Annotated in this window: 20 protein-coding genes; 11 read left to right on the top strand and 9 right to left on the bottom strand. The window is 68.7% G+C overall.

The window, feature by feature from the left end; translation table 11 throughout:
- Positions 1 to 232: 232 nt before the first annotated feature.
- From ACO0LV_RS02370 to ACO0LV_RS02335, 8 genes are all read right to left on the bottom strand, one after another.
- Positions 233 to 583 carry a GntR family transcriptional regulator gene (locus ACO0LV_RS02370; protein WP_424786256.1) on the bottom strand — a complete coding sequence of 117 codons (351 nt, stop codon included), beginning with the start codon at positions 581 to 583 and terminating at the stop codon, positions 233 to 235.
- The gene (locus tag ACO0LV_RS02365) at positions 580 to 1551 is read right to left on the bottom strand and encodes a hypothetical protein (protein ID WP_424786255.1); all 972 of its coding nucleotides are present in this window, start codon (positions 1549 to 1551) and stop codon (positions 580 to 582) included. Before ACO0LV_RS02365 ends, ACO0LV_RS02370 begins: the two co-directional genes overlap by 4 nt.
- 100 nt (positions 1552 to 1651) lie before the next feature.
- A complete protein-coding gene (gene trxA, locus ACO0LV_RS02360) occupies positions 1652 to 2026 on the bottom strand; it encodes a thioredoxin (protein WP_424786254.1) in 375 nt (124 codons plus the stop codon).
- Between the two features lie 95 nt (positions 2027 to 2121).
- On the bottom strand, positions 2122 to 4218 hold the full coding sequence (locus tag ACO0LV_RS02355; RefSeq protein WP_424786253.1) for an intein-containing Rv2578c family radical SAM protein: 2097 nt from the start codon (positions 4216 to 4218) through the stop codon (positions 2122 to 2124).
- Positions 4218 to 5000, bottom strand: a complete 783-nt coding sequence (locus tag ACO0LV_RS02350; protein ID WP_424786252.1) for a DUF5701 family protein — start codon at positions 4998 to 5000, stop codon at positions 4218 to 4220. The genes ACO0LV_RS02355 and ACO0LV_RS02350 overlap by 1 nt, the downstream gene beginning before the upstream one ends.
- Positions 5001 to 5103: 103 nt before the next feature.
- A complete protein-coding gene (locus tag ACO0LV_RS02345) occupies positions 5104 to 5895 on the bottom strand; it encodes a GNAT family N-acetyltransferase (RefSeq protein ID WP_424786251.1) in 792 nt (263 codons plus the stop codon).
- Positions 5896 to 5915: 20 nt separating this feature from the next.
- Entirely contained in the window at positions 5916 to 6623 is a 708-nt protein-coding gene (locus ACO0LV_RS02340) for a TetR family transcriptional regulator (RefSeq protein WP_424786250.1), read from the bottom strand.
- A gap of 66 nt (positions 6624 to 6689) precedes the next feature.
- Entirely contained in the window at positions 6690 to 7787 is a 1098-nt protein-coding gene (locus tag ACO0LV_RS02335; RefSeq protein ID WP_424786249.1) for a lysostaphin resistance A-like protein, read from the bottom strand.
- 163 nt (positions 7788 to 7950) lie between these two features.
- Here ACO0LV_RS02335 and ACO0LV_RS02330 point away from each other — a divergent pair, with 163 nt between their 5' ends.
- From ACO0LV_RS02330 to ACO0LV_RS02300, 7 genes are all read left to right on the top strand, one after another.
- Positions 7951 to 8964: a metal ABC transporter substrate-binding protein gene (locus ACO0LV_RS02330; protein ID WP_424786248.1), complete on the top strand. Its 1014-nt coding sequence runs from the start codon at positions 7951 to 7953 to the stop codon at positions 8962 to 8964.
- Between the two features lie 10 nt (positions 8965 to 8974).
- Positions 8975 to 9853: a metal ABC transporter ATP-binding protein gene (locus tag ACO0LV_RS02325; protein WP_424786247.1), complete on the top strand. Its 879-nt coding sequence runs from the start codon at positions 8975 to 8977 to the stop codon at positions 9851 to 9853.
- A 47-nt stretch (positions 9854 to 9900) separates the two neighbouring features.
- Positions 9901 to 10710: a metal ABC transporter permease gene (locus ACO0LV_RS02320; protein WP_424786277.1), complete on the top strand. Its 810-nt coding sequence runs from the start codon at positions 9901 to 9903 to the stop codon at positions 10708 to 10710.
- 90 nt (positions 10711 to 10800) lie between these two features.
- Positions 10801 to 11313 (top strand): hypothetical protein, encoded by a 513-nt coding sequence (locus tag ACO0LV_RS02315; protein WP_424786246.1) that lies wholly within the window; start codon positions 10801 to 10803, stop codon positions 11311 to 11313.
- 25 nt (positions 11314 to 11338) lie between these two features.
- Positions 11339 to 12595 carry a Gfo/Idh/MocA family protein gene (locus ACO0LV_RS02310; RefSeq protein WP_424786245.1) on the top strand — a complete coding sequence of 419 codons (1257 nt, stop codon included), beginning with the start codon at positions 11339 to 11341 and terminating at the stop codon, positions 12593 to 12595.
- Positions 12596 to 12627: 32 nt separating this feature from the next.
- A complete protein-coding gene (locus tag ACO0LV_RS02305; protein ID WP_424786244.1) occupies positions 12628 to 13038 on the top strand; it encodes a ubiquinol-cytochrome c reductase iron-sulfur subunit in 411 nt (136 codons plus the stop codon).
- A 131-nt stretch (positions 13039 to 13169) separates the two neighbouring features.
- The gene (locus ACO0LV_RS02300) at positions 13170 to 14057 is read left to right on the top strand and encodes a DUF4282 domain-containing protein (RefSeq protein ID WP_424786243.1); all 888 of its coding nucleotides are present in this window, start codon (positions 13170 to 13172) and stop codon (positions 14055 to 14057) included.
- A 32-nt stretch (positions 14058 to 14089) separates the two neighbouring features.
- Here the strand turns inward: ACO0LV_RS02300 and ACO0LV_RS02295 are convergent, their stop codons facing one another.
- Positions 14090 to 16756 carry an ATP-dependent DNA ligase gene (locus ACO0LV_RS02295; RefSeq protein WP_424786242.1) on the bottom strand — a complete coding sequence of 889 codons (2667 nt, stop codon included), beginning with the start codon at positions 16754 to 16756 and terminating at the stop codon, positions 14090 to 14092.
- 254 nt (positions 16757 to 17010) lie between these two features.
- On the opposite strand from ACO0LV_RS02295, the gene ACO0LV_RS02290 reads away from it, so the two are divergent.
- From ACO0LV_RS02290 to ACO0LV_RS02275, 4 genes are all read left to right on the top strand, one after another.
- Positions 17011 to 17817: a Ku protein gene (locus ACO0LV_RS02290; RefSeq protein WP_424786241.1), complete on the top strand. Its 807-nt coding sequence runs from the start codon at positions 17011 to 17013 to the stop codon at positions 17815 to 17817.
- 94 nt (positions 17818 to 17911) lie between these two features.
- Positions 17912 to 19921, top strand: coding sequence for an ABC transporter ATP-binding protein (locus ACO0LV_RS02285; RefSeq protein ID WP_424786240.1), 2010 nt, complete (start codon positions 17912 to 17914; stop codon positions 19919 to 19921).
- Positions 19918 to 21780, top strand: coding sequence for an ABC transporter ATP-binding protein (locus ACO0LV_RS02280; protein ID WP_424786239.1), 1863 nt, complete (start codon positions 19918 to 19920; stop codon positions 21778 to 21780). Before ACO0LV_RS02285 ends, ACO0LV_RS02280 begins: the two co-directional genes overlap by 4 nt.
- Before the next feature lie 35 nt (positions 21781 to 21815).
- Entirely contained in the window at positions 21816 to 22511 is a 696-nt protein-coding gene (locus ACO0LV_RS02275) for a hypothetical protein (RefSeq protein ID WP_424786238.1), read from the top strand.
- Positions 22512 to 22558: the final 47 nt, after the last annotated feature.

Raw genomic sequence — 22558 nt, 5'->3', positions numbered from 1 at the left:
GATTCGTCCCGCTCACGCACTGTGCCCGAGATCACGAATCTGTAACTCTACGGCGCTAAGGGTGGAATCCGGAGCCGAAACATGGGTGCATGGGTATGCGCCTTCGGGCGCACCGGGGATTCACCCCCCGGGACGCGAGGCCGCAACCCGGCAACGGCGCCGAGTTGCGGCAACGCCCTGGGGGGGTTGTCCCGCGATCACGCCGTCTGCAGGTGCGGCTACCCGCTTGGTGCTAATGCGGCCACGCGGCACGGACCGCGCCCAGGACCTGCTCCAGGCTCAGCCCCTGCCGGTGAGCCGCGCGGGCCAACTCCTGCGCCGCCCCCTGGGTCTGCCGGTCCAGCGCCTGACCGGGGCGGACCCGCGTTCCGCGTGACCTGGATGACTCCACCAGGCCGGCCTCCTCCAATGCCGCGTAGGCCTTGGCCACGGTTCCCGGCGCGGTGCGCAGGTCGGCAGCGAGTTGGCGGATCGAGGGCAGCCGATGCCCGGCGGCGAGGTCTCCCGCCCGGATCAGATCGGCGACCTGGGCCCGGATCTGCTCGAACGGCGCCACCCCGCTGTGTGGATCGAGGGAGATCACCTCGGGGCCATCCCGCCGGTGCCGGCCGCACTGCCGGCGCGAGTGGTGCCGATGGTCGATGCGGCGTCCACCGCGCGGTTGGTCAGGTCCACCGAACGCAGCACCGCCAGCGTGAGCGCGGGCGCAGCGGTCAGCACTGCCACCGCCCCGCCGATCATCAGGCCGGCACCGGCCACCGACCACGCCGAGGCAACGTTCTGGTGCACGCCGTGAACCGCCGACCCGACGATGAACGCCACTCCACCCAGCGTCAGGTTGAGCCCGGCGAGGCTGATCAGGCACACCACGGAGGCGCTGCCACGGCGCCATGCGGCGTCGGCCCCGGCAAGTCCGGGTCCGGGCAGCGCCGCGGTGGTGTTGAGCCGCCGCATCGCCACCATGGTGACGCCCGCCAGGACTGTGACGGCGGCGATCAACGGGACCGCATAGTGCCACCCCGGGTAGGGGCCGGCGCTGACCAGCATCGTGCCACCGGCGAACTCCCGGCTCAGCACCGGGTTGCCGTGTTCATCCACCGAACTGGTCACACCGCCGACTACCAGGAGCCCGAGCGTGGCGGCCAAGGAACCGATCAGCAGCGCACGGGGCAGACGCGGACTTTGGTTCCACCAGGTGCGTGGTTCCAGGGACGCTGTCCGGGTGGGCGTGACTGCGGTGTCGGGGCCCTCGGCCCAGCGCTGCGGCAGCAGGCTGTAGACACCCACGCCGACCGCTGCGGATATCGCTGGTGCCAGTGCGATCGGCAGTGCGGTCGACCCCGGCTCGAGAGCGATCCAGAGGGCGAAGCCCGCAATGGTGGCCGCCGTGGCCACGAGTGCGGTCATGGTGCGCCGGCCCGCAGCCCGTAGCGCTTGAGCCGCTTGACCGGGAAGGGACGGGTTCGGGCGCATCATCGACCGGGCGGACCAGCCGATCGTGGTCAATGCGACCGCCGTGCCGATGATGACCATCAGGGCCGGAGCACCCATCGCCACCCTCCTTGTGTATCAACTAACTGGTACAGAAGAAGTGTGGCGATGGCGTGGCGTGTGTCAAGTCATTGATATACGCGGGGTGCGGGGCCCTGGGTCAGGACTGCTGGCCGGCCTGTTGTTCGGCAACCTTGGCCTTGACCTCATCCATGTCCAAGTCCTTGACGGCGCCGACCAGTTCGGTCAGGGACTTCTCCGGCAGCGCGCCGGCCTGGTTGAACACCAGGATGCCTTCGCGGAAGGCCATCAGGGTGGGGATGGAGGTGATCTGGGCCTGTGCCGCCAGGGCTTGCTCGGCCTCGGTGTCGACCTTGGCGAACGTCACGTCCGGGTTCGCCTCGGACACCTTGTCGTAGATGGGGGCGAACTGTTTGCACGGTCCGCACCAGTCCGCCCAGAAGTCCACGAGCACGATGTCGTTGGATTCGATGGTCTCGCTGAAGTTCTCGGTGGTGATGTCGATGGTGGACAAGAAGGCTCCTCGATCGGGAAAACAGTCGCACGTGGTACAACAGTCGCCCATCCCCTGTATTCCCCCCCGCCTGGGCGCCGGGGATGGCGGGCGGGTCAGAACAGCACCGGCTGGGCCGGCTCGGTGCCGGCCGGGGCGCCCGGGACCGGGGCCGCCCGCTCCGGTGCGCGCTGCCACCGGTCCGGTGCGTCGTCGTCGCCGGTTGATCGCTCTGGTCTGGTGAAGCCGAGCCGACGGCGTAACCGGTCCACCCGGGTGGAGAGCCATCGGCCGTAGTCCTTGGGCACGTAGGAAGACCCGGAGTACAGGCGCCGGTAGCGGCCCACCAGGTCCGGGCGCTCGGCGGCGAGCCAGCGCATGAACCATTCCCGCGCTCCCGGTCTCAGGTGCAACGGACCGGCGCTGATCCATTGCGCCCCGGAGGCGTGCACCGCGGTGAACAACTCTTCCAGGTGCTCATCGCCGTCGGTCAGCCACGGCAGGATCGGCATGGCCAGCACGTGGCAATCCAGTCCGGCTTCGCGCACCGACCGGATCAGGCCCAGGCGTGCTTTCGGCGGGGGAGTGCCCGGTTCGACCAGTTGCTGGAGGTGTGGATCGATGAACGCCAGTGACACCCCGATCTGGGTGTCGGGAGCCGCGGTCGCCAGCAGTGGTAGATCGCGGCGCAGGAGCGGACCCTTGGTCAGGATCGAGATCGGCGTGCCGGACTGCGCCAGTGCCTCGATGATCCCGGGCATCAGTTCATAACGGCCCTCGGCGCGCATGTACGGGTCGGAGTTGGTGCCCAGAGCCACGTGCTCGCGCTGCCAGGACGGCCGCGCCAGTTCGGCCCGCAGCACCTCCACGATGTTGGTCTTCACCACGATCTGGGTGTCGAAGTCCTGTCCGGAATCCAGGTCCAGGTACTCGTGGGTCTTGCGGGCGAAGCAGTTGTGACTGATCACACCGTTTGCGATGAAGTCACCGGTGCTGGTGGTGATGTCGATCAGATCCTGGTCGTCGCCGAGGAACTCGACAGACTCTACGCGCAGGTCGCTGGAGGTCTTCACGGCGTCCCCTACGACGTTCAACTTCCGGGTGATGCTGGGGCCGATGTGATGGAAGAAGCGGTGATGTGTGGCCCGACCACCTGGGATTCGAATGGTCGAGGCTCTCCCAGCACCCCTTCGTTCCAGAACCCCTGGGATTCCGACGCGCTCAAGGCCTTCAAGTCCCATTGTCAGTATCTCCTCATCGCTGTTGGAGAAGCGCAGGGTCCCACCGGAGTAGGAGCCTTCCGCGTCGAAGAAGCCCGCTAGGTAGCCCTTCCACCAATCCAGTCCAGGAGCCGCGGGCCACTCGATCATGCTCTTGATGGCCGCATAGTTCGTCCGCGTGGAGGTGTACAAGGCGTTCAAAGGTCGACGGTTGACGGTCGCGGGGGTGTAGGGCTTCAGGGCTGTGCCAATGCCCGCCTGCGCCAAATATCGGCGACTGCGCTCAAGAGCCTCGGGATCCGCGAGAGCCAGGCGGAATATCGTGACCCGGTATGGACGCCCCGTGCTGCGGCGGGAGTATGTGCGGTCGATCATCATGCCGTCGCCCCGGATCATTCCGGTCAGGTATCCACGCTGGTAGTCAGCGGAGCCTTCACGGGCAGGTGTTGCGTACCGCGCGTCTCCCGCGCCGAACCCCATCAGGCGGTCGTTGCTCGTGAGGTAAGGGCGCTGCCCGCCACCAGGCTCAGCTGGGACCACGTGCTTCCAGCCACGCTCGGTCAAGAAGCGGTGGTCGCCGCTCGCGGACAGTTGGGTGCCATCTCGGAGCGTGACCCGGTAGGCGGGCTTCACCGTGCTCCATACCGCCTGGATCTCGGCCTCGACGTATCGGCGGTACTTGCCCTGGGGTGATGTGCCGACCACCCTGTCGCCTACCTTCACGTCGCGAAGAAACTTCTGACGCCCGTCCGCCATGAGAATCAGGGTGTCGGGGCTGAGGCAGTAGGTGCACCGGTGCAGGCAGCCCCGGGTGGGGTTGATCGTCCAACCGAACGGCATCTGCGAGGTGCTCGGCACTTTGTTCAGCGCCGACTTGCAGGCCACCTCGTGGAATGTGACGCCGTCGAATTCCGGGGTGCGGACGCTGCGGATCAGGCCCCGCATCGGGAGGAGGGCGCGGGAGTCGTCGATCTGCTGTGCTGACCATCGCATCACCCCATTCGAACAGCAGTTCGAGCCGATGTCACGTCATGACACTCGGAGGTGCGGCTTCGATTCAGCGGCACCCGGTGCGCGGCTGAGGCGATGCCGAGCCAGGTGTGCCGGTTGCGCCACCAGCACCAGCCGACCTTGGGCGCGTTCTTGCGCTCCGCCCCATCGCGCCCGGTGCCGCCGGAGATCCATAGTGCGGGGGTGCGGGCGTCGAAGCGACCATTGGGCTTGCGCAACCGGGAGGCGATCGTCATGAAGCAGTGGTTCGGCTCCAGTGCCTCGGTCTGGGCGAGTACCCAGAAGATGCCCTCGGTCACGGTCAGTGCAGTGCGACCTTCGGCGGTGAAGCTCTCATGAGCCTCCGCCGGGCTGGCGTTGCGCAGGTGGTCCCCGCGGTCCGGGTCGGTGAGCAGGTAGGGGGTCTCGGGCACCTCGACACCGGTGGGGGTGAAGTCATCCACGTCGGTCATGTCCTGCACCACGAACCCGGGCTTGGTGCCGCGGCGCATCAGCGCTGCCAGTTTCGGGACCGGTGCGCCGGGTAGAACCAGAAGTGGTGGGCCGGTCTCTGCCTCGGGAAGGGCATCCGCAGCGAGTCCGCGCACCTGTTCGGCGTCGAGACGGAGAAGTTCGGGCACTCCCAACGCGATCAGATTCTCGGCCTGCGCAGCCGTGCTCGGTAAGGGCGGCAGTCGGCGGCCGGTCGCAGGCTGGGCGGCGGCGTCGTCGGTGGTGTCTGTGTTGGCGGCGGCGGTATCGGTGGTGGCGCGGGCGTGCGTCATCGAACCTCACAGGAGCGTCGGGCCTGCCGGCAGCTGGTCAGCGGCCGCCAGAAGCACAGGGGGTGGGATCGGGGTAACGCCACCGATCGTGGGATTGTTCCGGTCAGGCCGCGCCGGTAGCCAGCGAACGCGAAGCCCAGGCCCACGCGGTGCGGTAGCCCAAGCGGTGGTAGGTACGCCGGGCGATCGGGTTGTCGGAGTACATGCTCAGTGCGCACACCCCGGCATCATCCAGACCAACCCGGGTCAACGCGGCTGTCACCGCGGCCCCCAGCCCCCGGCCGCGGTGCGCAGTATCCACCACGATCCCGGCCAGGTAGGGCACACCGGAGGGCAGTCGCTGCATCGCCCCGACGGCGATCAGGGCGCCCTGGGGGTCCCGCGCGCCGATCCAGACCTCGCTGAGCCCGGTACCCGGCTCGCCCTCGGCGGTGGGGGAGTGGGCGGTGGCGAGTCGGAGGATCTCGGCCGCATCGTCCGCGTCATCCAGGTGCAGTAGCCCTGCCTCGGCCGCAAACGGCGCGGGTGCGGCCAGGGTCCACATCCACTCCCAGTCCCCGCCGCCATCCACCCGAACCTGTCGCTCGAGCGCCCCGACATAGGGCTGGGGGACGGATACGCCCAGCACCCCTAGTTCGCCGATGAGGCCGGTGTCGACCGCCCGGGCGATCATTGCCTCGACCGCGGCTTCCGGGTCCGGAGCGCCCGGCAGCGGGATCACGGTCAGACTGTGACGGCGCCCGCCCTCGCGCTCCACCGCGAGTGCGAACTCACTGCGCCACATCCGGGGCGCCGGATCGGTCGGCAGCGGCCAGCGAACCCACGGGTCGCAACCGGAGATCGCCAGTGCGCACGCGTGGGAGTGGACCGGTTCGAGGACAGCACTATCGAGCACGGCACTATTCTGCCCCGGGATCACGGGTTTGCCGGGCCTGCTCCGGTCTCGGCCAGATGGTCCAGATAGGTCTGGAGCACCGAGTCGTCGGTGAAGAAGCCGTGGCTGTACAACTCCAGCGCGGGAACCATGAACTCGGCGCTCCAGCGCTGCAGCAGTGCCGCGTAATCGGCGTCCGGGCCGGGCTGCTCCAGTCGCATCATCAGCAGCAGCGAACCCACGCCGGTACTGGTCAGGAACTTGGCGCGGGCAGCCGGATCCACGCTCTCCCGCGCCGTCCCCAGGCGCACCGCCTCGGCGATGTACTCCTGGGCATCGGCGACCATGATGTCGAACAGGTGGCTGGCCAGGGCGCCGCCGCCGGCGAACGACTGCATGATGTACCCCACCAACCAGGCGTAGGAATCCATCATCGCGAGTTGGCTGAGCAGAGTGCCGCCGGGGTCCGCGCCGACCGAGTCCTGCTTGGCCTCTGCCACCAGGGCGGCCACGTGCTGATCGCACACCGCCCGCAACTTCTCCTTGGATCCGAAGTGGTGGATCACCAGCGCCGCCGAGACCCCGGCGCGGGCGGCGATCGCACGCACCGAAGCGTCGAAGCCGACGTCACCGAACACTTCGATCGCCGCATCGCGTAGCCGTGCCCGGGCGGTCAGGTCCGCGGCGGCGCGCTCGGACCGGGAGCCGGTCGTGGTCGATGACCGGGGCGGCTGTGGGGCTGAACGCATGTTTATCAGGCTATTCGAGCGTTCAGACCGGTGGCAAGGCGTGTTGGATCAGGGGTACGGGGACGATCAGGGGCGCGAAGCCGTCGGGCCGCTGTCGCCGTCGTGTGCCGTGGTCGGGCCGTGCCCGTGCGCGGTGCCCGGCTGCGCGGTGCCCGGCTGTCCGGGGCCGGTCTGCGCGGTGCCCGGCTGTCCAGAGCCCGCCGCCACGACGTCGGTCACCTCCTCGGACGGGCCCACCTGCCCCGCCGACAGACCGGCGTCGGCTGCCACCACGGCCGGGTTGGGCCGCAGCCGGAACTTGCCGGCGCCCACGATCAGCGCCAGCAGCAGCGCCGGCGCGATCCAGCCCGACCAGCCCAGAATGCTCGCGTGCACCGTGTCCACGGTCTCGCCGGCCATAGCGAAGATCACGAAGGATCCCGCAGCGGCGTTGAAGGCACCGTGGGCCAGCGCGGCCGGCCAGACCGAGTCGCTGCGCAGCCGCAACCAGCCGAACACCCCGCCGATCAGGATGCACATCCCGGTCATCATCGCCACGCCCAGCCACCCGGGCGCGAGCGGGTAGTTGTAGCCGAGCAGGATCAGCGGAGCGTGCCACACCCCCCAGATCACACCGGATACCGCGATCGCCCCGAGTGGGCCGAGCGGCATCAGTTTCGGAAGCAACCAGCCCCGCCAGCCGATCTCCTCGCCCAGGGCGGGGATCAGGTTGAGGAAGGCGGCGACGACGATATTGATCAGTTGCAGGGCCGCCAGCGCCTGGATCGGGATCCCCATATCCGGCACGCCCTGCTGCTCGAGCACCTGCGCGAAAGCGGAGAGGTTCGCGAAATCCGCCGGATACACGCCCAGCCAGGCGCCGACCGGCAAGGCCACCAGGCACAGTGCCGTCGGCACCACGATGGCGAGGGCGAGATAGCCGATGAACCGGCCCGGCCTGCCCAGCGGCCAGATGCCCAGGGCGTAGAGGATGCGGGTGGGCCGGCCGATCAGGAGCACCACCACCAGCGCGGCCACGGTGGGGGTGAACATCATGGCCATGGCGATCAGCCCGAACCGGCGATCTGCCAGGCCGTCGCCGAGCCACAGCGGCGCAGCCACCGCCCAGGCGAGCGCGAATGACAGCACGACGAACAGGGCGATCTGACCGCTGGGTCGGCGCATGGATTTCCTCCGGCCCCCTGGCGGGCCATGGTTGTGCGGTGTGCCTCAACATCGTAGTGCGATGCCCCGGCGGATTCGTGGCGATCGGTCCCCGGCGTTGGCTGCACGGCCGCCCTTAGTGGTAGTAAAGTTCGGCACCCCGAACTTTTATGTGAGCCCTCTCATGACCTTCGCTCCTCGTCGTCGCACGCTACCCGGTCCCAGCATCGGCACCAGCATCGGCCTTTGGGCTGCGGTGGCACTGTTGGCGGCGGGGTGCCTGGGCGGGGGCACGCCGAACGGCGGGGGCGGGCCCGACGCCGGTGGCGGACGTGGAGACGATGGCCGCCCGGTGGTACTCACCACCTTCACGATCATCGCGGACATCGCCCAGAACGTCGCCGGCGAGCACCTGCAGGTGCGCTCGCTGATCCCGGTGGGTGCCGAGGTGCACTCCTATGAGCCCACCCCCGCTGACCTGCGCCAGGCCGCTGACGCCGACCTGATCCTGGACAACGGACTAGGCCTGGAGGCGTGGTTCGACCAGTTCATCGCCGACGTGCAGGCCCCGCACGTCGTGGTCAGCGACGGGGTGCAGCCCCTGGAGGTCGGTGCCCCGGCCGGCGGCGCCACCGAGTCCGAGGGGGCCCCAGCCGAATCCCGCCCCAACCCCCACGCCTGGATGTCGCCCCGGCAGACGCAGGTGTACGTGGACAACATGGTGACGGCCTTCAGCGAACTGGACCCGGATCGCGCGCAGGATTACCGCGCGAACGGGCAGGCCTATGCCGAGGAGTTGGAGGCGGTGCACACTGAACTCGTGGATGACCTCGCCGCGCTGCCACAGGACAGGAGAGCGTTGGTGACCTGCGAGGGCGCGTTCTCCTACCTGGCCCGTGATGCCGCCCTGAGCGAGCACTACCTGTGGCCCGTGAATGCCGAGAGCGAGGCCACGCCCCGACGTATCGCCGACACGATCACGTTCGTGAACGCCCAGCAGGTGCCGGCGGTGTTCTGTGAGTCCACGGTGTCCGACGCCGCGATGCAGCAGGTGGTCGAGGCCACCGACGCCACCTTCGGCGGCGTGCTGTATGTGGATTCCCTGTCCGAGCCGGACGGACCGGTCCCGACCTACCTGGACCTGATCCGCCATGACGTGCACCTGATCCGCACCGGGCTCACCGGTGCGCAGCACTAGGCGGCACCCGATGGCGAGGACCGACGAAGCCGACGACGGCGAAGCCGACGACGGCGAACGTGCCGTGCGTCGTGCCGTGCACCGGGCGAGCAGCGACCGTGCCGACGACGCCCGGGAGCGCTCGTCCAGCGATGCGGCTGGGTCGAAAAGGTTACGGCCCGGCGACGAGGACCCGGTGATCGAGGTGCGCGGCGCCTCGGTGCGCTATGGGCAGGTCCGCGCGCTGGCCGCGGCCACGCTCAGTGTGGGGCAGGGGAGGATCTGCGCCCTGGTGGGGATGAACGGATCGGGCAAGTCCACGCTGATGAAGGTGATGCTCGGCCTGGTGCGCCCCCACCCGGGTCAGGTGCTGATCAACGGCGCACCGCCGTCGTCGGCCCGTCGTCGCGGACTGATCGCCTACGTGCCCCAGCGCGAGGACGTCGACTGGACCTTCCCCACCACGGTGCGTGAGGTGGTGATGACCGGCCGTTACGCCCACCTGGGCCCCACCCGCAGGGCGCGAACGGGCGATCACCGGATCGTCGATGAGGCCCTGGACCGGGTGGACCTGACCGAACTGGCCGGCCGGCAGATAGGGCGCCTGTCCGGGGGGCAACGAAAACGGGCGTTCGTGGCCCGAGCGATCGCTCAACAGGCCCAGGTGCTGCTGCTCGACGAGCCCTTCGCCGGGGTGGACGACCTCTCCCGAGGCGCGGTGAGCACACTGCTGCGCAGCCTCGCCGATGACGGCGCCACAATCGTCATCGCCACCCATGACCTGCCGGCCCTGCCCAGTCTGGCCGATGAAGCCGCCCTGTTGGCCGGAACCGTGGTGATGCATGACTCGGTGCACGAGGTGATCCGCCCGGAGAACCTGGCCCGGGCCTTCGGATTGGGGGAGCCGTGATCGAGGCGCTGACCGAGTTCCTCATCGAACCGCTGCAGTACCCGTTCATGATGCGGGCGATGCTGACCGCCCTGATCGCCGGGGTGGTGTGCGCCATGCTGTCCTGCTGGCTGGTGCTGGTGGGATGGTCGCTGATGGGCGATGCCGTCTCCCACGCGGTCCTTCCCGGGGTGGTGCTGGCCTACATCGCCGGCGCGCCCTTCGCCCTGGGCGCCCTGATCTTCGGCTTCACCGCCGTGGCCCTGATCGGATTGATCCGCGACACCTCGCGGATCAAGGAGGACGCCGCGATCGGGATCGTCTTCACCACCCTCTTCGCCTTCGGCCTGGTGCTCATCTCGGTCACACCGAGCCAGGTGGATCTGCACCACATCGTCTTCGGCAACCTCCTGGGGGTGTCCTGGGTGGACCTGGCCCAGATCGCGGGCCTGGGGCTGATGGTGTTCGCGGTGCTGCTGTTCAAGCGCCGGGACCTGACGCTGTACGCCTTCGATGCCACCCACGCCTTCGCCATCGGGTTGAACCCGCGGGTACTGGGCGCGCTGCTGTTGGGGTTGATGGCGGTCACCACGGTGGTGGCGCTGCAGGCGGTGGGGGTCATCCTGGTGGTGGCGATGCTGATCATCCCCGGCGCCACCGCCTACCTGCTCACCGACAGGATGGGTGTGATGCTGCTGATTGCCCCGACCGTGGCGGTGGCGTGTGCGGTGGGCGGGGTCTACGCGAGTTTCCACGCGGACGTGGCCACCGGCGGGGCGATCGTGCTCGCCCAGGGTGGGCTGTTCGTGCTTGCCTACCTGTTCGGGCCGCGGCAGGGTCTGCTCGTCTCCCGGGTCCGACGGCGCGTGGCTACGTAGGCGGGCCGTGCGCCCGCGCCAATGGTCGCCGGTAGATTACGACCGAGACGTGGCCAGAACGTGACGAGTGAGCCAGGAGTAGCGACGCTGATGACGACGGCACTGCCCATCCCGATCGAGTTCGAGCTGCCCACGGGCTGGTCCGCGGTATCGCCGGAGGATGTCGGTGCCACACCGCTGGCGTACGTCGCCCTGCACGACCGCACGCACGGCCGGTTCCGGGCAAACATCACGATCGCCGGGGCCCTCCGGGCTGATAGCCAGACGAGACCGGCAAGGCCGGCGGGACCGGCCGAGTTGGAGGAGTTGGGCGAGGCGGCCTTCGCCCGCCTCGCCCGGGGAGCCGGCGTCACCATGGTCCAGCGCCGGGCGATCAGTTCCCACGGTGCGCCGGGCCTGGCGCAGGTGGTGCAGGTCTCGACGTCGATCGAGGACGGACCGATCGACCTGACTCAGGGCCAGGCCTACCTGCACCTCACCGATCCGCAGGAGCCGGGGAGGCAGATGATGGTCGAGGTCGTCCTGACCTGCCTCGCGGAGGACTCCGGGCAACTGGTGCCTCAGTTCGAGGAGTTCGTGGCATCGGTGCGTCCCACCCGGTAGCTCCACGAGTAGGGTCGTGGGGACGGTGACGACCAGGACAGGAGCGATGGTGGGCGACGAGGCGAGGACGACCGTGGATTCGATAGCGCAGGGGCGCTCGGGGGCCGTGCCGGGCAAGGTGCGGTTGGGCATCATCGGGCTGGGGGTGCAGGGCACCGCCTACGCGCGGATGATCGCCGAGGGGATGGCCGGGGATCTGGTTGTCGGCGCGGTCGCCGACATCGACGAGGCCGTGCGGACTCACGCGCAGGAGGTGTGCCCGGGGGCCCCCTTCTACACCGACTACCGCGAGATGATCGCCGGCGGAGACGTGGACGCGGTGGTCACCACGGTGCCGCACTACCTGCACCCGCAGATGGGTATCGACGCGATCAAGGCAGGGGTGCACGTGCTGGTGGACAAACCCGCCGGGGTCTACACCGCCCAGGTTCGCGAACTCAACGAGGTGGCCGCGGCCCACCCGGACGTGACCTTCGCGATCATGTTCAACCAGCGCAACAACCCGCTGTACCAGCGGATCAAGGAGATCGTCGACGGGGGCGAGATCGGCGCGATCCGGCGGTCCAACTGGATCATCACCACCTGGTGGCGTCCCGACGCCTACTACGGCGCCAGCGAGTGGCGGGCGACCTGGGGCGGTGAGGGCGGGGGAGTCCTGGTGAACCAGGCCCCGCACCAACTCGACCTGTGGCAGTGGATCTGCGGGATACCCACCTCCCTGGTAGCCAAGGCTGCGTTCGGGTTCCGGCGTGACATCGTGGTGGAGGACGAGGTGACGGTGCTGGCCGATTACGGCGACGGCGTCACCGGGGTGTTCGTGACCGCGACCCATGACCCGGCCGGCACCGACCGGCTGGAGATCCTGGGGGATCGGGGCAAGATCGTGGTGGAGGGGTCCAAGACGGCGACCCTCACCCGGTTCGCGGCCGACGAGCGGGAGTTGTCGGCCCGTCTCAGCGTCGCCGAAGGGTTCAAACTCGCCGGCGGGGGCGATACCGAGGGCTTCTACACCACCGAGCAGATCGAGACCGAGTCGGCCTGGGGATCCCAGCACGCCGGCGTCCTGGCCAACTTCGCCTCCGCCGTCCTGCACGGCACCGAACTGCTCGCCCCGGGCGCCGATGGTATCAACGGTGTGCGGCTGGCCAACGCCGTGCACCTGTCGGCCTGGCTCGGCCAGGAGGTAGCCCTGGACTTCGACGAAGCGGCCTACCTGCGCGAACTCAACGCCCGGATCCGCGAGGAGGGGCTGTTCCCGGAACGGCCCGATCCCGGCGCATGAGGCCGCTCGGTGCGTCCGACGGGGGTGGAGAGATGAGCCTGTGTCCGAGCCGACGCCAGGTGCTCGCAACAGCTGGCCTGGGTGCCGGTGGCGCGATGTTGTTGAGCGCGTGCGGTGCCGAGGAGCAGGACGAAAGCACGGTGTCGGTGGGGGAGACCCTGATCGGACTGGAGGAGATCGGGGTCGGCGATTCGGTCTCGGTGCAGACTCCCGCCGGCGCCACGGTGCTCCTGACTCGCACGGATGAGGCCGACGTCGTCGCCCTCTCCGCGGTCTGTACTCACCAGGGCTGCACCGTCGACGTCGAGGAGGAGGAGGGGCGCTGCCCCTGCCACGGCTCCCGGTTCGACCTGCGTTCGGGAGAGGTCACTGCGGGCCCGGCGAAGGAGCCGCTGGAACGAATCGCCGTCGAGGTCATCGACGGGCGGATCGTCACGGCCTGACCTGACCGGGCGTCCCGGGTTGCCCATTTCCCTCCATGATGCGCCGTTCCTCCAGGGTTCTAAGGTGGTGCTGACGTGATTGACACACCGGTCACCGACATCAGCGTGACAGCACCAGGAGGGGGCAGACCATGAATCCACCCGAACCGCAGGAACCATCCGGCGCCGGTAGCGCCGACGACGGCCGCAGCCAGGCCCCGGCGCACCCCGGCGACACCCCTCAGAACACTGAAGGTGGGACTGCCCCGCAGGGGGCAGAGGCCGGCGGGGAGGGGGTTGCGTACGCACAAGGACCCTCCGGCCCGGTGCCCCAGGCAGGGCCGCCGACCGAGCCGCCGTCCCAGTCCGGGAGCGCCGCAGCGCCGGACGTTCCAGGTTGCGCCGACGTTCAGGACGCCCGGGCCCAAAGCAGCCAGGGGGGTTATGCCGCCCCGCCGGGTGGCTACGCCCAGGGTGGTGACGCCACGCCTCACGGTGGCCAGGGCGGGTACGGCCAGCCACAGGGCGGTTATGGCGCGCCCCAGGGTGGCTATGCCGGACAGCAGGGTGGTCACGAGCACGGTGGCTACGGTGCACCGCAGGGTGGCTACGGAACACCTCAGCGTGGATACGGCGCACCCCAGGGTGGTCCGCCGCAACCCGGATCAGGCGCCCCCCACGGGGCCCCGGGCTACCCGCAGCCCGGCACCCCGCTGACGGGTTCAGCATCCGGTCCGGGCCTGTTCGATCTCACTTTCGCAACCCCGCTCGCACCGCGCATCGCCCGACTCGGATTCATCTCGTTGTGCATCCTCGGCGGCCTGATCGCACTGTCGGGTCTGGTCGAGTTCATCCAGGTAGCGGTGGCCACGAGCATGTACGGAGGCGGCTGGACCGTGGCCGTCTACTTCGTGAACCTGCTGGTCACGATCGCCATCGCGGTGGCGCTGGTCGTGCTCGGCCGGATGGGTATCGAACTGGTCCTCGCGGTGGTCGCAGGCCACGAACGGGACAAGGGTTCGCAGGAGGGGCGGTCCTAACCGCGCGGAAGCAGCGCGAGTAGGTCTCCACCTCAGGATTGCTCGGATTCACGCTGCGCAGGATCGATGTCGCTCGGATCCTTATCGACCCGCCAACCGCGCCAGACCGGATGACGCAGCCTGCCCTCCGTGGTCCAGTTCGAGAAGGACACCTCAGCCACGCGTACCGGTTCGACCCAGTGCGCATCCCGGGCATCGGTGGCAGGAACGCCGATGAGTGCCGGCGTGGGCCTGGCATCCTCGCGCAGTTGCGCAACCCAGGAGCGGGCCTCCCGCTCCGTGAAGCCGGTGCCGACCCGGCCGATGTAACGCCAGCGGCCCTCCTGCGTCGGGATCCCGAGCAGCAGCGATCCCACCGCTCCCGAGCGCCCGCCCCGACCGGGCCGCCATCCGCCGACCACAACCTCCTGGGTACGGCTGTGCCGGATCTTGATCCACGCCGAACTCCGTTGGCCGGCCCGGTAGCTGCTGTCCACCCGTTTGGCCACGATCCCCTCCAAACCCTGATCGGCACTGGTGGACAGGGCCCCGGGGATGTCGCCCTCGAACGCGGGAGGGACCTGCACGGTGCGGGAAGGGGAGATGACCTCCTCCAGCAGGCTGCGGCGCTGGTGGTAGGTGAAGCCAGTGAGTTCGTGCCCGTCCATGGCCAGCAGATCGAAAAGCATCAGGTGCACACTCTGGCGCCGTGCCGCCGCGGCCACCTGATGACCCGTGGCCTGCATCCGCGGCTGCAACAGTCCGAAGTTCGGCCGCCCTTGCCCATCCAGGGCCACCACCTCCCCATCGAGCACCACCGAGCTCGCATGCACCACGTCCAGCACCTCAGCGACCTCGGGATACTGCTCGGTGGTCTCCAGACCCGAACGGCCGAACACCCGGACCCATCCGGGGCCCACATGCACCAGCGCACGGACGCCGTCCCACTTCATCTCCGCGGCCCAGCCCTCGGCACCGATGTCCGCGAGGGTGCCCGCGGTGGCCAACATCGGCGGGATCGTGGTCACCGGCGCAGGATCGGTGGCTGGCGCGCCGGCGTTCGCTGGTGCGTCCGGCGCCGCTTGCGCGACTGCGGTGAGCGGGGCGTCCGGTGGGCTCGGCGCGGCCGGCGGGTTCGCGGCGTCTGCTGGTTCCCGGGTCGCGAGTTCCGGCCCTCCTGCCTCAGTTGATCGGTCAGGTGCGCTGCGGGAATCCGATGGCTCACCGGTGCTGGACGAGTCGTGGACCTCGGGCTGCTTCTTCATCAGATGGATCAGCCACTGCTCGCGCTCCCCGCCGGTGCGGATCAATGCGAAACTACTGATCCGTCCGGGCCCGGACTGCTCCAGGCCGCCGCCTTCGGCGCCGGTGAGCGTGGCAATGACCTCGGCACCCTCGCGCCACTTCTCGATCTCGTACGTACCGTGATCCCAGATCGTGACCTCACCGGCGCCGTACTCGCCCTTGGGGATGGTGCCGGCGAACGTGGCGTACTCCAGTGGGTGGTCCTCGGTCGGGACAGCCAGGTGATTGCGGTCCGGTGAGGTGGGAACGCCGCGCGGCAGTGCCCAACTGACCAGCACGCCGTCGCGCTCCAGCCGGAAATCCCAGTGCAACCGGGAGGCATGATGCTCCTGGATCACGAAGCGGGGCGGGGCAGGGCTCTCGCCGTCGGCACCTCCATCACCCGGGTCGTCTTCGGGCACCGCCGGGGCGGTGGGCGGGAACGATGGTGATGACGGCACCGGAGCCGGAACCGGCTCGGGTGTGCGTGCCCCATCGCGCTTGGCGCGATAGCGCGCGAGCCGGTCCGGCACCGGCGTCGTGCCTGGTGAGGCCCCCAGCGGCGCCATCGGATCCCCGCGCTCGGCCAGCAGGTCCAGGACCTCCTCGGGTGAGAGTTGACGCAGGTCCGGATCGGCCAGTTCCTCCCACGTGCGCGGCGCGGCAACACGGGGCAGCGCGGTGCCGCGGAGGGAGTAGGGCGCCACAGTGGTCTTCTTGGCGTTGTTCTGCGACCAGTCCAGGAACACCTTGCCCGCTCGGGCCGCCCGGGCCATCCGGGACAGCACCAGATCCGGGTGATCGGCCTCCAGGCTCCGGGCCAGTTCCCGCGCGAGCGCACTGGCCTGTTCCGAGGTCACCGTGCCCGGTAGCGGGGCGTACAGGTGGATGCCCTTGGAGCCGCTTGTGACCGGGTAGGACTCCATTCCCATCCCGGTCAGGATCTCCCGCACCAGTTCGGCCACGTGGGCGACGGTGGTCAACTCCACCCCCGGACCGGGATCCAGGTCCAGGACCAGCCGGTCCGGGTTGGCGGCGGCGCCATCGGCATCGAGTCGCCACTGCGGCACATGGACCTCCAGGGCCGCGATCTGGGCGAACCAGGTCAGCGTGGCGCGGGAGTCCACCACTGGATAGGTGGAGACGTGATCGGAGTGCTGCACATCGGCTCGGACCACCCACGAGGGGGTCCCGGCGTCCAGGTCCTTGCTGAAGAAGGAGTCCAGCGGGCGGCGTGCGGTGCCGACCCCCTCCACCCAGCGTTTGCGAGTGGCCGGGCGGCCCAGGCAGTGCGGCACCATGACGTCGGCGACCTGGGCGTAGTAGTGCGCCACCTCGGCCTTGGTGGTGCCGGTCTGGGGATAGAGCACCTTGTCCAGGTTGGTCATGCGCAGCCGGCGACCATCGACGTTCACGATCGTCTCCGCGCGAGCCATGCTGCCTATCGTGCTGGGTGCGCGCCCTCGTTGCTAGCCGTGCCGACCTGCGGCGCGCCCCCGGACCACGGCGCCGACCCCGGGCCCGGGGGCCCGCAGGTAGGCGCTGGCGACCCTCCGCCGGCGGACGCTACGCGCTCGGGTGTCTCCCGGCGTCGTCCATCCCGGTCCCTTGCTGCCCTTTGCGCGTGGTGACCCCTCGCCTGCGGGCACCGAGTGGTGTTGACTGGCTGGCGGAAGAAGGGAGCAGCATCATGCGGTCCATCTGGAAAGGGTCCCTGACGTTCGGGCTGGTGAACGTGCCGGTCTCGGTCTACAGCGCTACGGAGTCCCACGATGTTCGTCTGCGCCAGGTGCATGACGCCGACGGCGGGCGCATCCGGTATCAGCGCAAGTGCGAGGTATGCGAGCAGGTGGTGCCGTTCGAGAACATCGATAAGGCCTACACCGACGGTGAGAGCATGGTGGTCCTCACCGACGAGGACTTCGCCTCGCTCCCGGCGGAACGCTCGAAGGAGATCACCATCCTGGAGTTCGTGCCCAGTGACCAGGTCGACCCGATCATGTTCTCCAGTGCCTACTATCTGGCCCCGCCGGGGGAGATGAGCAAGGCGTATGCGCTGCTGCGGCGCACGCTGGCCGAGACCGACCGCACGGCCATCGTGTCCTTCACCTTGAGGCAGAAGACCAGGCTCGCCGCCCTGCGGGTGCGCGACAACGTGCTGATGCTGCAGACCCTGCTCTGGGCCGACGAGATCCGTCAGGCTGATTTCGCCGCCACCACCGAGGAGGTCAAGATTACGAAGAAGGAACTCGACATGGCGGCCAACCTGGTGGGCTCCTATGAGTCCGACTTCGATCCGGAGTCCTTCACCGACGATTATCAGAAAGAATTGCGCACCCTGATCGAGGCGAAACTCGAACGCGGTGAAGGCTTCGAAACCACTGAAATTGCACAGGAAGAGGGTGCTGAGGTGGTCGACCTGATGGAGGCCCTGCGCCGGAGCGTGGCCCAATCGAAGGAGCGCAAGGGCAAGGCCGAACGCGGCAAGTCCGCCTGAAACGGCTAGACTGCTGCGGCAGCCCCACCAGTTACGGCCTGGAGGTCGACTCCTTTCCCATGCTGTCCGTGCCTACGCATGCGCGCGTTAACAAATGAGTGGCAAACCCACCCCGAGCCCAGCACCTGCCACTCGCGATCCCGGATCACGCAGTAATCCCGCGAATACCGAATCCCCGGTGTTGGCCACGCTTGCGCGCCTGTTCCCCTTCCTCAAGCCTGCCCTCCCGCGCCTGATCGCCGGGATGATCTGCGCCCTCGGCGCCAGCCTCGCCGCGCTGGCGGTGCCGCAGGTGCTGGAGTGGGCGGTGAACGAGCCGCTGCTCGGCTCGGTCTCCACCGGGGAGACCTCCGGACTGTGGATCGCGGTGGCGATGGTGGCCGGCCTGGGTCTGCTGGAAGCGGTGCTGATCGCGTTGCGACGCTGGTTCATCCTGGTGCCCGGGACCCGGGTCGAGGCGAATCTGCGGATGTCGATGTTCACCCACCTGCAGGACCTTCAAGTCGCCTTCCACGACCAGTGGCCCGGCGGTCAGTTGCTGTCCCGGTCCATGTCCGATCTGAGCACGCTGCGCCGGTTCCTGAGTTTCGGCATCGTGATGCTGGTGGTCAACGCCTCCACGATCGCAGTAGGCACCTACCTGATGATCCAGCTCGGTGGCGTGCTCGGCGTGGTGTTCCTGATCGGTGCACTCCCGGTGATCTACCTGTCCTTCCGGTTCTCTTCCCGGTTCCGCCACATCGCCCGGCTCTCCCAGGACCAGGCCGGTGACCTGGCCACCACGGTGGAGGAGTCGGTGCACGGCATCCGGGTGCTCAAGGCCTTCGGACGGGGCCGGGAGGCCTACTACTCCTTCTCCGCACAGGCCGATGAATTGCGCGGCACCGAGATCCGCAAGGCGCGGGCGATGTCGGCGTTCTCCTTTGCGATCACCACCATTCCGGAGGTGGTGCTGGGCATCACCGTGCTGGCCGGCATCTACCTGTACACACAGGGTGATATCACCGTGGGCGCGCTGGTGGCCTTCTTCGCCACCGCCGCGGTGATGGCCGGTCCGGTGGAGCAGATCGGTGAGTTGATGGCGATGAGCCTGACCGCCAAGACCGCGGTGGATCGCTACTTCGAAGTGCAGGACAGTCCGAATCTGGTGACCGACCCGGCTGATCCCAAGGAGGTCACCGATCCGCGCGGAGAGGTCACCTTCGACGGCGCCCGGTTCCACTTCGCCGACGCCCCGCTGGTTGAGCCGGTTCCACAGGGCCGGCCGGACCAGCCGGTGGAGGCCGCCCGGGCCGAGGTACTCACCGGGGTGGACCTGACGGTCCGCCCGGGTGAGACGATGGCCCTGGTTGGTCTGACCGGCTCGGGCAAGACCACGTTGGCTTCCCTGGTTCCGCGCCTGTACGACGTCACCGGGGGCGCGGTGCGCATCGACGGGCTGGATGTGCGGGAGATGACCCGGCGCCACCTGCGCACCATGGTCTCGATCGCGTTCGAGGATGCCACGCTGTTCTCGGCCGCGGTGCGCGAGAACGTGCTGCTCGGCGCCCCACCCGGGCAGGACGGTGAGGAGGACCTGCAACGCGCACTGACCATCGCCCAGGCTCGCTTCGTGCACGACTTGCCCGAGGGTGTGGACACTGTGATCGGGGAGGAGGGGATGAGTCTGTCCGGTGGGCAACGCCAGCGCCTCGCGCTCGCCCGCGCCGTGGCCGCACGCCCCACCGTGCTGGTGCTTGACGATCCGCTCTCCGCCCTGGACGTGACCACCGAGGAAGCGGTCACCGACCACCTGCGCAAGGAACTGGCGCAGACCACCACCCTGATCGTGGCCCACCGTCCCTCCACAGTGGCGCTCGCGGACCGGGTCGCGGTGCTGCAGGAGGGCAAGATCGTCGGCATCGGGACCCACTCCGAACTACTGGCCGGCAACGAGCACTACCGGTTCGTCATCTCCTCCCTGGTCGCCGATGAGCAATACCAGCGCGAGCAGGAGGAGTATGACAGCCAGCAGTTGAGGTTCGACCGCAGAGCCGACGACGAGGTCGACGATGGTTTCGAGGACGACGGCGCCTACCGCGCCACCCAGGAGCAGCACCGATGAGCCGCGCAACTCCGGCCCCCGCCCGCGAGAGCGACGCCCCCCGCGGCACCGAGGATGCTCCCCGGGGTACCGAAGGGGAAGAGGACTACAACCTCGATAGACGGCGCTCCAAGGCGGTGCGGTCCCGGTCATTACGCCTGCTCACCGACTTACTACGTCCGATGTGGGGGCTGTTCGCTCTCACCGTGGTCGTAGTCGTGATTTCCCAGGCCGCCCGGGTGGCCGGGCCGGCGCTGGTGGCGTTGGCAATCGACCATGGGCTCCCGGCAGCGGCCGAGGGTGACTGGCTCATCCCCTCGGTGATCGGAGCGACCTACATCCTCACCGCGATCGTGGCCGGGGTGTGTACTGCCGCCTTCATCAGGCTGGCCGCGAAGGTCTCCCAGGCGGTACTGCTGGACCTGCGCCAGCGGGTGTTCCGCCACACCCAGCGCCTGAGCCTGGAGTTCCACGAGAACTACACCTCCGGGCGCATCATCGCCCGGCAGACCTCGGACCTGGACGCGCTGAAGCAACTGCTGGACTCCGGCATCGTGTCCTTGGCCCAGTCCATTCTGTTCATGACGTTCACCGCCCTGTCGCTGTTCCTATTGGACTGGCGCTCGGGACTGGTGCTGGCGGTGGCGATCGTGCCGGTGTGGGGAGTGACCCGCTGGTTCCAGTTGCGCTCCCAGGTGCTCTACCGCCACCAGCGGGTGGCCTCGGCGCGACTCATCATCAGTTTCGTGGAGAACATGACCGGCATCCGGGCGGTGCAGGCCTTCCGCCGGGAGCGGACGAACAACGACGCCTACGGCGAACTGACCGAGGTCTACCGTGACAACACCGCCCGCACGATGGGCTTGAACGGGATCTATGACCCGGCGCTGAAACTCATCGGGAACCTCACCGTCGCCACCGCGCTGGCTGTCGGTGGCTTCCGCGTGCTGGACGGCTCGATGGAGGTGGGCGTGCTGGTAGCCACGTTGCTGTACACCAACCGTTTCTTCCAGCCGATCACCCGGATGGCGATGTTCTACAACTCCTTCCAGTCCGCGGCGGCGGCACTGGAGAAGATCTCCGGGCTGTTGGAGGAGGTGCCCACCGTGCGTCAGGCGGCGCATCCGGTGCCACTTCCACGGGCTCGTGGGGAACTGCGGTTCGACAAGGTCACCTTCGGCTACGGCGACGGGCCGGTGGTGCTTCCGGAGTTCGACCTGCACTTCCCACCGGGGCAGACCGTGGCCCTAGTCGGGGCCACCGGTGCGGGCAAGTCCACCGTGGCCAAACTCATCGCACGCTTCTACGACGTGACCTCCGGTTCGCTCACCCTCGACGGCCTGGACATCCGCGAGATCTCCACGCGGGACCTGCGCCGCGCGGTGGTGATGGTGACCCAGGAGGCTTATCTCTTCTCCGGGTCGGTCCGCGACAACATCGCCCTGGCTCGCCCCGACGCCACCGATGAGGAGGTGGAGGCCGCGGCCCGGGCTGTGGGGGCGCATGAGTTCATCACCGCGATGCCCGACGGGTACGACACCGATGTGAACAAACGCGGTGGACGGGTCAGCGCCGGGCAGCGCCAACTGATCTCCTTCGCCCGGGCGTTCCTGGCCGACCCGGCGGTGCTCATCCTCGATGAGGCCACCAGTTCCCTCGACATCCCGGGGGAACGGCTGGTGCAGCGTGGACTGCAGACGCTGCTGGCTGACCGCACCTCGCTCATCATCGCCCACCGGCTCTCCACCGTGGAGATCGCCGACCGGGTGCTGGTGATGGAGAGTGGCCGTGTGATCGAGGACGGGTCCCCGGCGGATCTGATTTCCGGGACCGGGCAGTTCGCGGCGCTGCATACCGCGTGGCGGGATTCGCTGGTCTGAGTGACGCCCGCGGCAGGTCCTGCCAAGATGGGCACATGACATCGCACACCGAGCCAGCCGACGGCGACCGGGACGCTGGCGGGCCGGCAGGCCCGAGAGCGCAGGCCGCGGAAGTGCACGATCGAGACCCGGACGGTGCGGGGCGAGCGGGCTCCGAACGCCCCAAGGACCCTGGTGCGCGCAAGGACCCCGGTTCGCCCAAGGACTCCGGTGCGCGTAAGGAGCGCAGCGATGTTCCGCCGGCCTGGCTGCGCACGTCGGCGTTGGTGACCGCCAGCGCCGTGCTCATCATCCTGCTCGTGGCGGTGGCCGCTGCCACCCTGCCGTCCTGGTGGACTTCGACGGTAGGACGCCAGATCGACGGCGTCTCCGCGGCCGGCATCCTGTGGGGACTGTTCTATGGGGTCGTGTTCACCCTGGTGCCGATGGTGTTGATCCTGGTGGCGATCCGGGTGCGCTGGCACTGGAAGGTTCGCCTGGGTGTGGGCGCGGGCGCACTGCTGCTCCTGCTGCCAAACCTACTCACCCTCGCGGTTTCGCTCGGACTCTCCGACAGCACCCGGACGGCGCGGACCGTGCTGACCGTGCAGGCCCCCAACTTCGGTGTCGCGACGCTGATCGGGGTCCTGACGACCTTGCTGCTGGGTGGCGGAGCCGCGCTGTTCATCTACCGGATGGGAGCCTCCCGGCGGGAGTTGCGCGAACTGCGTAAGCAAGCCGGCCACGACTGAGTTCGGGTACGGACCCTGCTACCGCTCTCCGGGGGTGCGTACAGTGG

Source organism: Pseudactinotalea sp. Z1739, assembly GCF_049725055.1.
Classification (GTDB): Bacteria; Actinomycetota; Actinomycetes; order Actinomycetales; family Beutenbergiaceae; genus CALKWS01.
The sequence above is the reverse complement of the archived record's forward strand: the minus strand, read 5'-3'. Positions and strand labels throughout refer to the sequence as shown.

Excerpts from the sequence above, each read along its gene's own strand:
- ACO0LV_RS02365 (WP_424786255.1), bottom strand. The coding sequence starts at position 1,551 with ATGGGTGCTCCGGCCCTGATGGTCATCATCGGCACGGCGGTCGCATTG.
- ACO0LV_RS02355 (WP_424786253.1), bottom strand. The coding sequence starts at position 4,218 with ATGCGATGGTCAGCACAGCAGATCGACGACTCCCGCGCCCTCCTCCCG.
- ACO0LV_RS02350 (WP_424786252.1), bottom strand. The coding sequence starts at position 5,000 with ATGACGCACGCCCGCGCCACCACCGATACCGCCGCCGCCAACACAGAC.
- ACO0LV_RS02340 (WP_424786250.1), bottom strand. The coding sequence starts at position 6,623 with ATGCGTTCAGCCCCACAGCCGCCCCGGTCATCGACCACGACCGGCTCC.
- ACO0LV_RS02335 (WP_424786249.1), bottom strand. The coding sequence starts at position 7,787 with ATGCGCCGACCCAGCGGTCAGATCGCCCTGTTCGTCGTGCTGTCATTC.
- ACO0LV_RS02330 (WP_424786248.1), top strand. The coding sequence starts at position 7,951 with ATGACCTTCGCTCCTCGTCGTCGCACGCTACCCGGTCCCAGCATCGGC.
- ACO0LV_RS02325 (WP_424786247.1), top strand. The coding sequence starts at position 8,975 with ATGGCGAGGACCGACGAAGCCGACGACGGCGAAGCCGACGACGGCGAA.
- ACO0LV_RS02320 (WP_424786277.1), top strand. The coding sequence starts at position 9,901 with ATGATGCGGGCGATGCTGACCGCCCTGATCGCCGGGGTGGTGTGCGCC.
- ACO0LV_RS02315 (WP_424786246.1), top strand. The coding sequence starts at position 10,801 with ATGACGACGGCACTGCCCATCCCGATCGAGTTCGAGCTGCCCACGGGC.
- ACO0LV_RS02305 (WP_424786244.1), top strand. The coding sequence starts at position 12,628 with ATGAGCCTGTGTCCGAGCCGACGCCAGGTGCTCGCAACAGCTGGCCTG.
- ACO0LV_RS02300 (WP_424786243.1), top strand. The coding sequence starts at position 13,170 with ATGAATCCACCCGAACCGCAGGAACCATCCGGCGCCGGTAGCGCCGAC.
- ACO0LV_RS02295 (WP_424786242.1), bottom strand. The coding sequence starts at position 16,756 with ATGGCTCGCGCGGAGACGATCGTGAACGTCGATGGTCGCCGGCTGCGC.
- ACO0LV_RS02290 (WP_424786241.1), top strand. The coding sequence starts at position 17,011 with ATGCGGTCCATCTGGAAAGGGTCCCTGACGTTCGGGCTGGTGAACGTG.
- ACO0LV_RS02285 (WP_424786240.1), top strand. The coding sequence starts at position 17,912 with ATGAGTGGCAAACCCACCCCGAGCCCAGCACCTGCCACTCGCGATCCC.
- ACO0LV_RS02280 (WP_424786239.1), top strand. The coding sequence starts at position 19,918 with ATGAGCCGCGCAACTCCGGCCCCCGCCCGCGAGAGCGACGCCCCCCGC.
- ACO0LV_RS02275 (WP_424786238.1), top strand. The coding sequence starts at position 21,816 with ATGACATCGCACACCGAGCCAGCCGACGGCGACCGGGACGCTGGCGGG.